Raw genomic sequence first — 13,265 nt, forward strand, 5'->3', positions numbered from 1 at the left:
ACCTTTCCGCTCGGAAAATCGCTGCCAAATCGGCGTCCGGAGCGGTCTGGCAAGGCGATATTAATCCCTGAAGCGCTTTGATCCGTGGGAATAAGGGGAATTGGGTGTTTACCTCGGCGCGAAACACAATGCCGGCGCTCGACTACGTGTCGATCATCCGATCGGTCTATGGTGACCGGCGTGCGATGCTGGCTGGCGCCTTTGCCAGCGCGTTGACGGCTGCGCTGACGGCCTATCGGTCCCAGTCGATACCGCTTTATCTCATCGCCCTCGCCTTCATCATCATCGGTCTGCTGCGCTATTTCAACATGCGGGCCTTCTGGCGCGCGGCGATCGACAATGACGATGCCGAAGCCGCCGCACAGTGGGAAAACCGGGCGCTGACCAGTGGTACGGCGCTGGGGCTGGTCTATGGCTTCTGGTGCCTGTTCGCCATGCTGCTGGTCGACGACCCCTTCGCCGAACTGGCCAGCGTATCGCTGTCGATCGCGGCCATGGTGGGGGTCTGCGCCCGCAATTTCGGTCTCGACCGGCTGGTGACGCTGCAGATGCTCTGCGTCATCGTGCCGATGGCGGTTGGCTTTTTCCTGCATGGCGACATTTTTCATCCGGTGCTGGCGGCGTTGCTGATCGTCATGCTGGCCAGCTTTCGCAAGCTGGCCGGAGACATTCGCTCCATCCTGCTCAGCGCGGTGCATGGCCGGGTCGAGGCGTCGCGGCTGGCCAGCGAGCTGGATATGGCCATAACCACGCTGGAGCATGGTCTGTGCATGCTCGATGAGCGTGGCGTGATCTCGGTGGCCAATGAACGCGCGGTGCGGCTGTTCAGCCTGCTCGGCCTGCCTGACCTGATCGGGCAGCGGGTCGCCGAAGTGCTGGAAAATCTTGGGGCCAGCGGCGTGCTGCCGCGCACCGCCGTCGACCGGCTGCTGGATGTGATCGCCCGGCATGTCTCGGGCAAGGTGCTGCTCTGTCTGCCGGCGGGGCGCTATTACGAAGTGTCGGTCAGCGCCCGCCATCAGGCCACCGTGCTGCTGTTCGAAGATATCAGCGAGCGCATTGCCTCCGAAGAGCGCATCAATTTCATGGCGCGACATGATGCGCTGACGGCGCTGCCCAACCGCCCCTATTTCGGCGAACTGGCCAGTGAGGACATGGAGGCAAGGCGCTTTGCCGGGGCTCTGCCGCGCCTCGTGTCGCTGATGATTGTCGACGTCGATGATTTCAAGCATGTCAACGACACGTTCGGCCATCTCGTGGGCGATGAATTGCTGTTGCAGGTGGCGCATCGCCTGCGCCAGACATTGCCGGCCGAAGCCGTGCTGGCGCGGCTGGGTGGCGACGAATTCGTCGTCTATCGCGGCGCGGTGGGCGATGCCGCCCAGGCGCAGCGCGATGCCGATGCCATGCTCGCCGCCTTCGCCGCGCCGTTCAAGCTTGAGGGGCTGACGTTGACGGTCAAGGTCAGTGTCGGGTTGGCCACCAGTGCCAATGTCAGTGAGCAGCTCGACGATCTGATGACCAAGGCCGATCTGGCGCTATATGCGGCCAAGGGCGACGGCAAGGCCCGCAGCCAGATTTTCCATGCCCAGATGGATATCGACTATCATTACCGCCAGCGGCTCAAGAGCGATCTGCGCGAGGCGCTGCAGAATGGTGACCTGACTTTGGTGTTCCAGCCCCTGCTCGATATTGCCACCCGCAAGGTGGTGACCTGCGAGGCGCTGGCACGCTGGGATCATGCCGAGCTGGGCCTGATTCCGCCCTCGACCTTCATTCCTCTGGCCGAAGAGATGGGCCTGATTTCCGAGATCACCGCCTGGGTGATCCTGCGGGCGGCGGCGCAATGCAGCCAGTGGCCGGGCGATGTGGGCGTGGCGGTCAATATCTCGGCGCGTGATTTCCGGGGCAATGATCTGGGGGGGCTGGTCGATCAGGCCCTGGCCAGTTCCGGTCTCGATCCCAAGCGGTTTGAAGTCGAGGTCACCGAAACGGCGGTCATCGAGGAATACGAGATTGCCCATCGCGTGCTCAGCGAGCTGGCCGGCAAGGGCATTGCCATCGCGCTGGACGATTTTGGCACCGGCTATTCCTCGCTGAGCTATCTCAACGCGCTGCCCTTCACCAAGCTCAAGATCGACCGCTCCTTCGTGGCCGATATCGCCAGCAATCCACGGGCTTTGCGGCTCTTGGCCAATGTGGCCCGGCTGGGGCGCGATCTCGATCTGACGGTGATCGCCGAAGGCGTCGAGACCGAGGCCCAGCTCAACGCCATGCTGGAGCAGACCGAGATCCAGCAGGTGCAGGGTTATTTCTTTAGCCGGCCACTGCCGGAGCGCGATATCGGCGAATTGATCGGTCGGCTTAATGCCCGGTCGGTGGTGCGATCAAACCGTCGGCATGGTTAATCACCGTTAACGCTTTGTAAACCATAATCAATTGTCGATCTATCCGCCTCTGGTCGGCGGGTAGCGTCATTTTTCCCCATGCCGTTATGGCTAACGAAAGGTTAATGTCCCGGCGCCACTACGGGGATAATGGGGACATTGGTGATGAGTGCGGCAACGCAAGCAAGCGGCGCGACCTCGCGCTTCGCGCTGACCCTGATCGATTTGCTGGATCGCGTGCAGTATCGCCGCGTCTCGATCGATGAGCAGCTCGATCCGGTGTATCGGCTGCGCTACGAGGCCTATCGGCGCGAAGAGTTCATCCCGATCAATTCCGAACAGATCACCCGCGACGCCTATGACGACGCGGGCAATTGCTATTGTTTCGGGGTCTATATCGACGACAAGCTGGTCAGTTCCATCCGCCTGCACATCGCCACGGCCGAGGACCCGACCTCGCCCAGTCGACGGATCTGGCCCGATGTGCTGGGCGCGATCATCGATTCTGGCGGCAGCTATGTCGATCCCAGCCGCTTCACCGCCGATCATGATGCCTCGCTGGCCTATCCGGCGCTGCCCTATCTGACATTGCGCATGGCGGTAATGGCCTGCGAGCATTTCGACACCACCTACTGCATCTCCTCGGTGCGCCCCGAACATGGTCCGTTCTACAAGCGGGTGTTCGGGCTCGAGCAGATGGCGGGCATCGGCTATTGGGGCGAACTGACCTTCCCGGTCTGCCTGTTCGGCGCCAAGGTGCCGGTGATCTACGACCGCATCATGGACCGGTTTCCGTTTTTCATGTCGACGGCCGAAGAACGCCAGGTGCTGTTTGGCCCCGCCGGCCACGCGCTCTCCGCCATCACGCCCACCGCCCGCCAGGCCCATCGCCTGCGCCTGGTCGGGGCTACGGAAACCGCGTAGCGGATCAACGAGGGGGCCGGCCCAACGCCGGTTCTGATCGGACAGTTGAATAAGTGTCGGGGACGGGCCCGCTTCACTCCGGAACCTATGGGCTGAACCAGGGGGACTACATGTCGCGCCACCCTCCTGTTATGTGACTGTATGAACACCCTTTACACCCTGACGGCCACGGCTAACGACCGACAGGAGATCAAAAAAAAGCCGGTTCATTGCCATCGCTGGCGCCGTCAATAATGACGACGCGGCCAAAGCGTTTGTGGCAGCCCATTCCGATCCCACGGCCAATCACAATTGCTGGGCGTGGCGGGTCGGGCAAAGCTACCGCTTCAATGATGACGGCGAGCCCAGTGGCACCGCCGGCAAGCCTATTTTGCAGGCTATTGATGGGCAGGCGCTGGATCGCGTCGCCGTCGTGGTCACGCGCTGGTTCGGTGGCGTGCTGCTCGGTAGCGGTGGGCTCATCCGCGCCTATGGCGGCACCGCCGCCTTGTGCCTGCGCAACGCCGACAAGGCGCCACTCATCGATACCATACCGGCCATGGTGACGTGCCTGTTTGGCGACCTGGCGCTGTTGCAGGCGCGGCTTGGTGCGTTGCCCGGCGTGCAGATGCAGGGCACGACATTCAACGACAGTGGCGCCGAATGGGCGCTTGCCGTGCCACGCAGCGATGCGGACGCGGTGGCACGGCTGGTGACCGATCTGACGAGCGGGCGGGCACTGCTGCGCTTCGAGGAATGAAGGCGTTTCGTCGCGGCCAAGCGCGACCGTGTCGTTGGCCTTGAGCGGCACCAGCCCCTACACTCGACAATTGAAGCAGGAGCCGCTCCCGTATGGAAATTTCTATCGTTGATATCTGCCCAACCCCGGTCGATGGCGATCAGTCGCAGGCCTTTGCCAATGCGGTTGATCTGGCGCAGCGCGCTGAAGCGCTTGGCTTCAAGCGCTATTGGGTGGCTGAGCATCACGGGTCGGCCTCTACGGCGTCACAGGCGCCGGAGGTTTTGATTGCGCATCTGGCGGCGCAGACCAGCACAATTCGCATTGGTTCGGGTGCGGTGCTGCTGAACCATTACAGCCCGCTCAAGGTCGCGGAGCAGTTCAGGACGCTGCACGCGCTGTATCCGGGGCGGATCGATCTGGGCATCGGTCGGGCCTTTGCCGGTCCGGTGGCCGATGTGGCGTTGATGCGGCACCGCGATGGTAAGCGGGTGGACGACTATGCCGAGCAGGTATTCGAGCTGCTGTCGTGGATCAACAACGCCATGCCGGCCGACCATCCCTTTGCCAAGGTGGCCATTGCCCCCGATGTGCCGGGTGCACCGGAGCCGCTATTGCTAGGCTCCAGCCAGTCCAGCCCGCTGTTGGCGGCGCAGCTCGGTCTGGCCTATGTGTTTGCTGGCTTCATTTCGCCGGATGGCGCGGCATCGGCCATCCGCAACTATCGACAGGGCTTCCAGTCCTCGGCGCTGGTGGGCCTCAAACAGCCGCACACCATGCTGGCCATCCATGTGGTGTGCGCCGATACCACTGCAGAAGCCGAGCGCCAGGCCATGCCGGTGCGGCACATGTATGCGCAATTGTCGGAAGGCAAATTTGCCGAGCGTCTTACCACCCCCGATCAGGCGATTGCCCATTTCGGCGGCGTCATTCGCGCTGAAGACGATGCCTGGCCCCGCTTTGTCATTGGCGATCCGGCGCGCGTTGCGTCTATGATCGGGCGCATGATTGAGGAAACCCAGCCGGACGAGCTGATGATTCAGGACCTGATCACCGACCATCACGCCCGCCGCCGCTCGCATGAGCTGCTGGCCGGTATTTTCGCTGGCCGGTGATGAATTGAGGAGTACAGCCATGATTACTGACGTGGATCGCCGGCATTTGCAGCGTTGTGTCGAGCTGGCCGCACAGGCGCTGACAACGGGCGATGAACCCTTTGGCTCGGTGCTGGTGTCGTCCGATGGGGAAGTGCTGTTCGAGGACCACAATCATGTGGCCGGCGGCGACCACACCCAGCACCCCGAATTCGCCATCGCGCGCTGGGCGGCCAACAATATGGCGCCGGCAGAGCGGGCCAGGGCCACGGTTTACACCTCGGGCGAACACTGCCCGATGTGTGCCGCCGCGCATGGCTGGGTCGGCCTTGGCCGCATCGTCTATGCCAGCTCCTGCCACCAGCTGGGGGAGTGGTTAGCCGAACTCAATGTACCGGCGTCGCCGGTGCGGGCGCTGTCGATCAGTGAAATCATCAACAACGCGCAAGTCGTCGGACCGGTCGAGGAATTTGCCGAGCAGGTTCGGCAGCTGCACATCGCGTTCCACGCCAACGCCAGGTCCGGTGGCTAGCCCGGACAGCAGCTTAAGCGATCGGCTGTGGATCCTCGCCTTCGTCCTCCTCGTCATCTTCGAAGCACTGCCAGAAGAAGGCGTTGAGCTGCTCGTCGGCAGCCGCCTGCGCCGCCTGCAGCCTGATCAGTTCGGCCTTCTTCAGCGCGTATTTCTGGCGATCAGCAGCGGAGAGGTGCTTTGCGGTCGTGTCGTGACGGCGAAAATCGGTGGACATGTTGTTCCAGTCAAATGGCGGTCAACCATGGTTCGGCGCTGTGGCTGGGGCTGCGACCAATCTCGCCCCGGCCCAATAATATCGTGCCGATTTGAATGGAGGAAACTGGTGCCGCTTAGGTGACTCGAACACCTGACCCCATCATTACGAATGATGTGCTCTACCAACTGAGCTAAAGCGGCAACGGGTGGCCTTTTACGTTGGGTTGGCGGCCGGTGCAAGAGGCAACGGGAGTTCCACAGGCAATTGCGGCAATGTGGGCGCGCTGGCACGGCCGGTGACCGTCATCGGCACCTTCCATTCGAAGGCGTCCAGCCGCCCGGTGACCGGCGAGATCGGCTCCCATTCGTCGCTGACCAGCCCATCGGCGGTCCAGGCCGGGTCGCGCGGCGCGCGGACGGCGCGGGCCAGCCATTCGCGGGCCTTGCCCTGGTCGCCGCTCTGGCCTTCTTCGATTTCGGCCATCAGGCTGGCGACACCCTGGGTGGCGTCGGAGCCGGCAAAGGGCTCCAGCGCCAGGCGGGCCCGGGGCCAGTCATAGGCGTCGATGGCGGCGCGGGCCAGGGCCATGCCAGCGGCGCGGCTGGGCGGCGGGCTCTCGATGATTTCGCCGAGGCGCTTCAGCCGTTCCACCGCCGAGGCGCCGGGCTGGGCATGGGCATAGAGCGCGGCGATGTCGGGATGGCCGGTGGCGCGCCAGATGCGGCGCAGCAGGCTCATCGCCTTGCGCGTCTCGCCGCGATTGATGTGGATGCGCGCTGCGATCAGCGCCGCCGGCACAAAATCCGGCAACAGCTTGAGGGCGGTGAGCGCGTGGTCGAGGCCGGCCAGCGGGGCGCTGGTTTCGGCCTCGCGGGCGCGGGCGGTTTCGATCACGGCCTGGCGGCGGCGCTTGCGGGCGCGGTCCTCGCGGCTGCTGGCCTGTTCGACATTGACCATGGCGACGGCTTCGGCCCACTGGCCGCGCTGCGCCAGATCGTTGAAGACGGCATCGGCGGCCCAGCCGCTTTGCGGCGCCAGCGCCAAGGCTTTCCGGGCAAAGGTCAGCGCTGCTTCGGGGCGGTGCTGGGCGCGGGCCTGGTCATAGAGGCCGGTCAGCGCCGCGACAGCAGTTTTTTCATTGGCGATCAGCGCACGATAATGCTCGCGGGCAGCGGGCATATCGCCCAGCGCCAGATCGGCGCGGGCTTCGAGCAGGCGGGCAGCGGCATTGCTGGGCAGGCGAGCCTGCGCGTCGCGGGCCAGAGCGCGGGCGCGGCTGGGGTCGCCGGCCTGCAGCGCCACAATGGCGTCGGACAGCGCCTCGACGCCCTGTTCATGACGGCGCTGGCGATTGCGGCGGGCCATATGGCGCGGCGCGGCGAGGATGCGGCGGATGATGGCCCAGAGGAAGATGACGACAATCGCCACCACGAGGAACATGACGATGGCCGCGCCGAGCCGGGGCTGCATGCGATAACCGCCGGCTTCCAGCGTCAGCGTGCCGGGCAGGGCGATCAGCCAGGCCGCAATGGCGGCGACGACCAGACTGCCAACGATCCAGGAGGCGAGACGGATCATGGTTTGACCTCGCCGGAAAGCGCGTTGGCGCGCACAGCGTCGAGGAAGCGCGCCGCTTCGGCCTGGCTGGTGACCAGCGCCGGCACATCTTCGGCGGCGGCCAGCATTGGCGCGGGCAGAGTGGCTAGCAGGCTTTCGGCGCTCAAAAAGTCGCGGCGGGCAATGGCGCCTTCAAGCCGTGACATCACTGCTTCGGGCGAATCACCGTCGATCTCGCCGGTGGGGCGCAGGGCGATGGCCGAACGGAACCAGTCGAGCGCGCCATCCTGCCATTGGGCGTCGGGATTGGCGCGGCGGCCGGCCAGCATGGCGGGCAGCACGTTGGCGAAGCGGCTGGCAATCACGTCGGGGCGGGCGAGGCCGGTGGTGGCCGCGTTGGCCAGCGCCGTGGGAATGGCGGCCGACGGCAGCGCAGCGCGCAGGGCAGCGAGTTCGCTGGCATAGGGGCGGCCGGTGGCAAAGGCGGTGTCGAGGCCCGACAGAATCAGCGGCAATTGCAGCACTGCGCCAATATCGCTGGGCTGTTCGGCCAGTGTCGCGGTGGTCGCCGTCATGGTGGTGTCGAGACTGCGCAGCCCGGCTTCGGCGGTGCCGAGGCGGGCGGCGACTTCATCAAGCCGTGTGGTCAGCGCGATCAGTTCGGCCCGCAAGCCATCCACGGCGCCGGTATCGGCGGTGGGGGCGGGCGCGGTGGACAGCCGGTCGATGCGGGCGGCCAAAGCGGCAATATCGGTTTCAACGCCGCTGAGATCGGCGGGTTCGCCGGTGGCGGTGGCTGGCGCTGCCGGTTCGGCACTTTCCAGCGCGCCGAGGCGCTGGTTGAGCGTCGCCAACTCGGCCTGGGTGGTCTGGGTCACTGTCTCCAACTCGGGAATGGCGCTGGCGAACTGGGCGAGGCGCGGATCGGCGGGGGCAGGGGCCGCCGGCGGCGTCGGCCACAGGCCAAACCAGGCCAGCCCATAAGCCGCCGCGAGGCCAAGCACGCCACCGGCCACGGCGGCGCCAAGGGCAAAGCGCGATGGTGTGACCACGGGCGGCGCGACAGCTGGCTTGGGGCTGGGCGCCGGGTCCTTGTCGGGCGCAGGCTTGCTCGCGGACGGGCCAGCGCTGGCTTCGCGCGCCTTGAGGTCGAGCACCGGCGGCTTTACCGGGCCGGTTGGCTTGGAATCAGTGCCCTTTGGGTCCGCCATGGCTTGTCCTCATTCGTGGAGGCCGATCATGGCCCAGTTTGCTCGCGGGCAAAAGCCAGTGCGAGCGCCAACATGGCGTCTTCGTCGGGCCGGTCGGCCAGGCTGATGCGGCTGAAGCGGGCGTCGAGCAGGGGCCCGGCGACGGCTTCAGACATGCACAGAACGGCCAGATTGCGCCGCCGTTCCCGCGAGATCGACGCGGCCAGTTCGGCAAAGATCTGCGCCGAGCGGCGCGAATAGGCCAGCACGGCGGTGATCTCGTCGCCCAATTGCGCCAGAATGGTCTCGGGCAGGGCGTCGATCGCCACCATTTCATAGACTTTGGCGGTGACCACCATGATGCCGAGCGGGGCCAGCGCCTTGGCCAGATCGGCGCTCTGATGCTTGCCGGCGGGGTAAAAGATCGGCCCGGGCAGGCGGGCAATGCGCATGGCATTGACCAGATCCTGAAACGCCCCGGCGGCGCTGCTGACCCGGACGAAACCGGCGACAGAGGCCTCGCGCGCCGTGTGATCGCCCACAGCGAAGACCGGCAGATGGGCAAAGCGCTCGACCATGTTGCGTTCTGCCAGTGAGCGCACCGCATTGGCGCTGGTCAGCACCACGGCGGTAAAACCATCCGGCGGCGGCAGGCTGGAATCGAGCGTCTGGCGCGTCATCACCGGCGCGGCGACGGCCTCAATGCCGAGCGCCGCCAGCCGGTCCAGCGTCGATTGGCCATCCGGTTCCGGCCGTGTCACCAGCATCCGGCTCATTGGCGCGCCCACTGGGCCAGCCAATCGGTGCCGGCCTGCGCCAGCAGATCGGCGCCGACCTGACGGCCAACCGCCAGCGGGTCACCGCCGCTGGCGCCGCTCTCAAAGGCAGTTTGGCCGTCGAGGCTGAGAATCTGGCCGCGCAGCGTCACCGTGTCGCCGTCGAGCCGGCTCAGCGCCCCCACCGGGGTGCGGCAGGAGCCGTCCAAGACTTCGAGCATGGCGCGTTCGGCGGCGATCATGGTGTGGGTTGGCGCGTGGTCCAGCGCCGCGATCAGTTTTGCCATGCGGGAATCGTCGCTGCGCACCGCGAGGCCAATTGCCCCTTGCGCCGGCGCGGGCAAAAACACTTCGGGGTCGAGCAAGGCAGTGGCGCGGTGGCCCTCGCCCAGCCGGTTCAGCCCGGCCATGGCCAGCAGCGTCGCATCGGCCACACCGTCGAGCAGCTTTTGCAGCCGCGTACCGACATTGCCGCGGAATGCCACGATTTCGAGATCCGGCCGCACCCGGCGCACCTGGGCGGCGCGGCGAATCGAGGAGGTGCCGAATTTAGCGCGCTCGGCCAGATGGTCGAGGCTTTGCACCTTCACTGACAGGAAAGCGTCGCGCACGTCTTCGCGCTCGAGGAAGGCCGCCAGCGTAATGCCGTCGGGCAGGCGCGTGGCCACGTCCTTGCTGGAATGCACGCCGATATCGACGCGGCCGGACAGCATGGCCTCGTCGATTTCCTTGGTGAACAGGCCCTTGCCGCCGATTTCTTCGAGGCTGGCATTGCTGGCCTGGCTGCGGTCGCCGCCGGTGGAAATCACCTCGATGGCGATGTCGTCTTCGGGCACGCCGTTGGCTTCGCTCAACAGGCGCCGCACCAGCCGCGCCTGGGCCAGTGCCAGCGGACTACCGCGCGTTCCGATCCGGGCGAAGGGGGCTGACGATTGCAATGTCTTTGCTTCCTATAGTAGGCAGGGCCGTCGTTGAATTTCGCCGCTATCGCGAAACCCGGCACAAGCTTTTCTGCATTCTGCTCCAGAGGGAGTAACCAGTTCGTCGTGACCGGGCAAGCGCCAGCCATAATCCTTGGTATCGAGACCAGCTGCGATGAAACCGCGGCCGCCATTGTGCGGCGCGACGCAGCCGGCCAGGGCACGATTGTGTCCAATGTGGTGCGAACCCAGCTCGATGAACATGCGGCATTCGGCGGCGTGGTGCCCGAACTGGCGGCGCGCGCCCATGTCACCTATCTCGATCACATCATCGCCCAGGCCTGCCGCGAGGCCGGCATAAGGCTGGACGAGGTCGATGCCATCGCCGCCACCGCTGGTCCGGGGCTGATCGGCGGCGTGCTGGTCGGGCTCACCACGGCCAAGGCTTTGGCCGCCGCGTTGGACAAGCCGATCATCGCGGTCAATCATCTGGAAGCCCATGCGCTGACGGCGCGGCTGACCGATGGCGTGCAATTCCCTTATCTGATGCTGCTGGTGTCGGGCGGCCACAGCCAATTCGTGCTGGTGCGCGGCGTCGGCGATTATCAGCGCTGGGGCACCACCATCGATGATGCGCTGGGCGAAGCCTTCGACAAGGTGGCCAAGCTGCTCAGCCTCGGCCCGCCCGGCGGACCGGCGGTGGAGCAGCTCGCCAAGTCCGGCGATCCGAAACGCTTCAAATTTCCGCGACCGCTGCTGCGCGAGGCGCGGCTGGATTTTTCCTTCTCCGGGCTCAAGACCGCGGTGCGGCTACAGGCCGAAGCGCTGGCGCCGCTGAGCAATCAGGATGTTGCCGATATTGCCGCCAGCTTTCAGGCGGCAGTGGCCGAAGTGGTCGCGGTGCGGGCCGGGCAGGCGCTGGAGCGGTTCAAGGCCGAATTGCCCGATGCTGCGCCGCAACTGGTGGTGGCCGGCGGCGTTGCAGCTAATCGCACCATCGCGGCTTCGCTCGAATCCGTCTGCGCCAAGGCCGGTGCCACGCTGATCGTGCCGCCGATTGCGCTGTGCACCGATAATGGCGCCATGGTCGCCTGGGCTGGGGCGGAACGTTTCGCGCTGGGCGTCGAAAATACCCTCGATTTCACCGCGCGGCCGCGCTGGCCGCTCGATCTCGACGATATGAGGATTAGCCCCGATGCAGCTTGAAACTGTCAGCGTCATCGGTGGCGGCGCTTGGGGTACTGCTTTGGCACAAGCGGCGGCGATGGCCGGCCGCCAGGTGTCGCTGGTGGCGCGGGACGCGGCACAGGTCGCCGAAATCAATAGCCAGCATACCAACACCCGCTATCTCGGTGCCCAGCAGCTGCATCCCGCCATCACCGCCGCGACCAGCGCCGGCCCCGCCGATTTCATCATTCTCGCCGTGCCGGCGCAATCGAGCCGGGCCGCTCTGGCGGCGCTCGATCCGGCGTTGCTGGCCGGCCGGCCGGTGATCCTCTCGGCCAAGGGGCTGGAGACCGGCACGCTGGACCGGCAGAGCGAAATCCTCATCGATATGGCGCCCAGTGCCATCCCCTATGTGCTGTCCGGTCCCAGCTTTGCCGTCGATGTCGCGGCGGGTCGGCCCACGGCGGTGACGCTGGCCGGGGACGATGCCGAAGCCACCTCAATGCTGGCGGCGGCTTTGGCCGGCCCCAGTTTCCGCCCCTATGCCGCCGATGACCGTATCGGCGTCGAAATCGCCGGGGCGCTGAAAAATGTCTATGCGCTGGCCTGCGGCGCCGTCGATGGCGCCGGGCTCGGCGCGTCGGCCCGTTCGGCGCTGATTGCCCGCGCCTATGCCGAAATGGCCCGCATGGTGTCGGCCATGGGCGGCTCGGCGACAACGCTCACCGGGCTGGCCGGGCTGGGCGACCTGACGCTGACCTGCACTTCGGAGCAGTCGCGCAATTATCAGTTCGGCATGGCGCTGGGGCGTGGCGAGAGCGTCGAGGCGATCCTGGCGGGCGGCGCCAAGCTGGCCGAGGGTGTCGCTACCGCGCCGGTGGCCGAAGCACTCGCCAAAAGCCTCGATGTCGATACTCCGCTGGTGCAGGCGGTCAATGCCGTGCTCAGCCGCAAGGCCAATATCGCCACCATTGTTGCGGGGCTAATGTCCCGCCCACTCAAACGAGAGGATTGAACCCCATGTTGTTCGCCATGATCGCCAAGGACGCACCCGGAACTGCCGACAAGCGGCTGGCCGTGCGCCCGGTGCATTTGCAGCATCTGGAAGGGCTGGGCCAGCAGCTGCGGCTGGCCGGCGCGCTGCTCGACGCCACCGGCACGCCGGAGGGTTCGCTGATGGTGGTGGAAGCCGAGACGATCGAAGCGGCAACGGCGATTTTCCACGCCGATCCGTTCGTGTCCGAGGGCATTTTCGGCAACATCGAGATCAAGCCCTGGCGCATCGCCTTCGATCACATGTCACCCAAGGCCTAGTGTCATGGCTTATTGGCTGATGAAATCGGAGCCTGACGTGTTCTCCTTCGAGGACATGCAGGCCAAGACGGCGCGCGGCGAACCCGAAGCCTGGCATGGGGTGCGCAATTATGCGGCGCGCAACAATATGCGGGCCATGGCGCTGGGCGATCTGGCGTTTTTCTACCACTCCAATATCGGCAAGGAGATTGTCGGCATCATCCGCGTGGTGGGGCTGTCGCATCCTGACGACACCGCCGAGCTCAACGCCAAGGGCGAAGTGGTGTGGGACTGCGTCGATGTCGAAGCGGTCAAGCCGCTGCCCAAGCCTGTAACGCTGGCCACGGTCAAGGCCACGCCCGAATTGTCCGAGCTGGAACTGGTCAAGCTTTCGCGCTTGTCGGTGTCCAAGGTCGGCCAGGCCGAATGGGAGCTGATTTGCAAGATGGGCGGGCTCTGAGCCCGTCTATTTGGCTGCTTCCGATCCCCTCTGAGCGGCGCTAACCTG

Annotated in this window: 14 protein-coding genes and 1 tRNA gene; 9 read left to right on the forward strand and 6 right to left on the reverse strand. The window is 65.6% G+C overall.

The window, feature by feature from the left end; genetic code table 11:
- Window positions 1-128: 128 nt before the first annotated feature.
- The 5 genes from ACX3OZ_RS13440 to ACX3OZ_RS13460 all read left to right on the forward strand — a co-directional run bounded on the left by ACX3OZ_RS13440 (window position 129) and on the right by ACX3OZ_RS13460 (window position 5,655).
- Window positions 129-2,408: a putative bifunctional diguanylate cyclase/phosphodiesterase gene (locus ACX3OZ_RS13440; RefSeq protein WP_459094030.1), complete on the forward strand. Its 2,280-nt coding sequence runs from the start codon at window positions 129-131 to the stop codon at window positions 2,406-2,408.
- A gap of 144 nt (window positions 2,409-2,552) precedes the next feature.
- Window positions 2,553-3,311 carry an N-acyl amino acid synthase FeeM domain-containing protein gene (locus ACX3OZ_RS13445; RefSeq protein WP_459094029.1) on the forward strand — a complete coding sequence of 253 codons (759 nt, stop codon included), beginning with the start codon at window positions 2,553-2,555 and terminating at the stop codon, window positions 3,309-3,311.
- 208 nt (window positions 3,312-3,519) lie between these two features.
- Window positions 3,520-4,050, forward strand: a complete 531-nt coding sequence (locus tag ACX3OZ_RS13450) for an IMPACT family protein (protein ID WP_459104685.1) — start codon at window positions 3,520-3,522, stop codon at window positions 4,048-4,050.
- Window positions 4,051-4,142: 92 nt separating this feature from the next.
- Window positions 4,143-5,144: an LLM class flavin-dependent oxidoreductase gene (locus ACX3OZ_RS13455; RefSeq protein WP_459104667.1), complete on the forward strand. Its 1,002-nt coding sequence runs from the start codon at window positions 4,143-4,145 to the stop codon at window positions 5,142-5,144.
- A gap of 19 nt (window positions 5,145-5,163) precedes the next feature.
- Complete coding sequence (locus ACX3OZ_RS13460) at window positions 5,164-5,655, forward strand: nucleoside deaminase (RefSeq protein WP_459094026.1); 492 nt, start codon at window positions 5,164-5,166, stop codon at window positions 5,653-5,655.
- Window positions 5,656-5,668: 13 nt separating this feature from the next.
- On the opposite strand, the gene ACX3OZ_RS13465 is transcribed toward ACX3OZ_RS13460, so the two are convergent.
- The 6 genes from ACX3OZ_RS13465 to hemC all read right to left on the reverse strand — a co-directional run bounded on the left by ACX3OZ_RS13465 (window position 5,669) and on the right by hemC (window position 10,315).
- Window positions 5,669-5,872, reverse strand: coding sequence for a hypothetical protein (locus tag ACX3OZ_RS13465; protein ID WP_459094025.1), 204 nt, complete (start codon window positions 5,870-5,872; stop codon window positions 5,669-5,671).
- 106 nt (window positions 5,873-5,978) lie between these two features.
- Window positions 5,979-6,054, reverse strand: a tRNA-Thr gene (locus tag ACX3OZ_RS13470).
- A 13-nt stretch (window positions 6,055-6,067) separates the two neighbouring features.
- Complete coding sequence (locus ACX3OZ_RS13475; RefSeq protein ID WP_459094024.1) at window positions 6,068-7,432, reverse strand: heme biosynthesis HemY N-terminal domain-containing protein; 1,365 nt, start codon at window positions 7,430-7,432, stop codon at window positions 6,068-6,070.
- Window positions 7,429-8,622, reverse strand: a complete 1,194-nt coding sequence (locus ACX3OZ_RS13480; protein ID WP_459104668.1) for a COG4223 family protein — start codon at window positions 8,620-8,622, stop codon at window positions 7,429-7,431. Before ACX3OZ_RS13480 ends, ACX3OZ_RS13475 begins: the two co-directional genes overlap by 4 nt.
- Window positions 8,623-8,648: 26 nt before the next feature.
- Window positions 8,649-9,377, reverse strand: a complete 729-nt coding sequence (locus tag ACX3OZ_RS13485; protein ID WP_459104669.1) for a uroporphyrinogen-III synthase — start codon at window positions 9,375-9,377, stop codon at window positions 8,649-8,651.
- Entirely contained in the window at window positions 9,374-10,315 is a 942-nt protein-coding gene (gene hemC / locus ACX3OZ_RS13490; RefSeq protein WP_459094021.1) for a hydroxymethylbilane synthase, read from the reverse strand. The genes ACX3OZ_RS13485 and hemC overlap by 4 nt, the downstream gene beginning before the upstream one ends.
- 129 nt (window positions 10,316-10,444) lie before the next feature.
- On the opposite strand from hemC, the gene tsaD reads away from it, so the two are divergent.
- The 4 genes from tsaD to ACX3OZ_RS13510 are packed head-to-tail and all read left to right on the forward strand — an operon-like array spanning window position 10,445 to window position 13,217.
- Window positions 10,445-11,503: a tRNA (adenosine(37)-N6)-threonylcarbamoyltransferase complex transferase subunit TsaD gene (tsaD, locus tag ACX3OZ_RS13495; RefSeq protein ID WP_459104686.1), complete on the forward strand. Its 1,059-nt coding sequence runs from the start codon at window positions 10,445-10,447 to the stop codon at window positions 11,501-11,503.
- A complete protein-coding gene (locus tag ACX3OZ_RS13500; protein ID WP_459104670.1) occupies window positions 11,493-12,479 on the forward strand; it encodes an NAD(P)H-dependent glycerol-3-phosphate dehydrogenase in 987 nt (328 codons plus the stop codon). The genes tsaD and ACX3OZ_RS13500 overlap by 11 nt, the downstream gene beginning before the upstream one ends.
- 5 nt (window positions 12,480-12,484) lie before the next feature.
- Window positions 12,485-12,778, forward strand: coding sequence for a YciI family protein (locus ACX3OZ_RS13505; protein WP_459104671.1), 294 nt, complete (start codon window positions 12,485-12,487; stop codon window positions 12,776-12,778).
- 4 nt (window positions 12,779-12,782) lie between these two features.
- Entirely contained in the window at window positions 12,783-13,217 is a 435-nt protein-coding gene (locus ACX3OZ_RS13510; RefSeq protein WP_459104672.1) for an EVE domain-containing protein, read from the forward strand.
- Window positions 13,218-13,265: the final 48 nt, after the last annotated feature.

The sequence above is a fragment of the Devosia sp. A369 genome (assembly GCF_054489345.1).

What these genes read in the sequence shown, in the direction of transcription:
- ACX3OZ_RS13440 (WP_459094030.1), top strand. Translation starts at nt 129, where the DNA reads ATGCCGGCGCTCGACTACGTGTCGATCATCCGATCGGTCTATGGTGAC.
- ACX3OZ_RS13455 (WP_459104667.1), top strand. Translation starts at nt 4,143, where the DNA reads ATGGAAATTTCTATCGTTGATATCTGCCCAACCCCGGTCGATGGCGAT.
- ACX3OZ_RS13460 (WP_459094026.1), top strand. Translation starts at nt 5,164, where the DNA reads ATGATTACTGACGTGGATCGCCGGCATTTGCAGCGTTGTGTCGAGCTG.
- ACX3OZ_RS13500 (WP_459104670.1), top strand. Translation starts at nt 11,493, where the DNA reads ATGCAGCTTGAAACTGTCAGCGTCATCGGTGGCGGCGCTTGGGGTACT.
- ACX3OZ_RS13480 (WP_459104668.1), bottom strand. Translation starts at nt 8,622, where the DNA reads ATGGCGGACCCAAAGGGCACTGATTCCAAGCCAACCGGCCCGGTAAAG.
- ACX3OZ_RS13505 (WP_459104671.1), top strand. Translation starts at nt 12,485, where the DNA reads ATGTTGTTCGCCATGATCGCCAAGGACGCACCCGGAACTGCCGACAAG.
- ACX3OZ_RS13485 (WP_459104669.1), bottom strand. Translation starts at nt 9,377, where the DNA reads ATGAGCCGGATGCTGGTGACACGGCCGGAACCGGATGGCCAATCGACG.
- ACX3OZ_RS13510 (WP_459104672.1), top strand. Translation starts at nt 12,783, where the DNA reads ATGGCTTATTGGCTGATGAAATCGGAGCCTGACGTGTTCTCCTTCGAG.
- ACX3OZ_RS13475 (WP_459094024.1), bottom strand. Translation starts at nt 7,432, where the DNA reads ATGATCCGTCTCGCCTCCTGGATCGTTGGCAGTCTGGTCGTCGCCGCC.
- ACX3OZ_RS13445 (WP_459094029.1), top strand. Translation starts at nt 2,553, where the DNA reads ATGAGTGCGGCAACGCAAGCAAGCGGCGCGACCTCGCGCTTCGCGCTG.
- ACX3OZ_RS13465 (WP_459094025.1), bottom strand. Translation starts at nt 5,872, where the DNA reads ATGTCCACCGATTTTCGCCGTCACGACACGACCGCAAAGCACCTCTCC.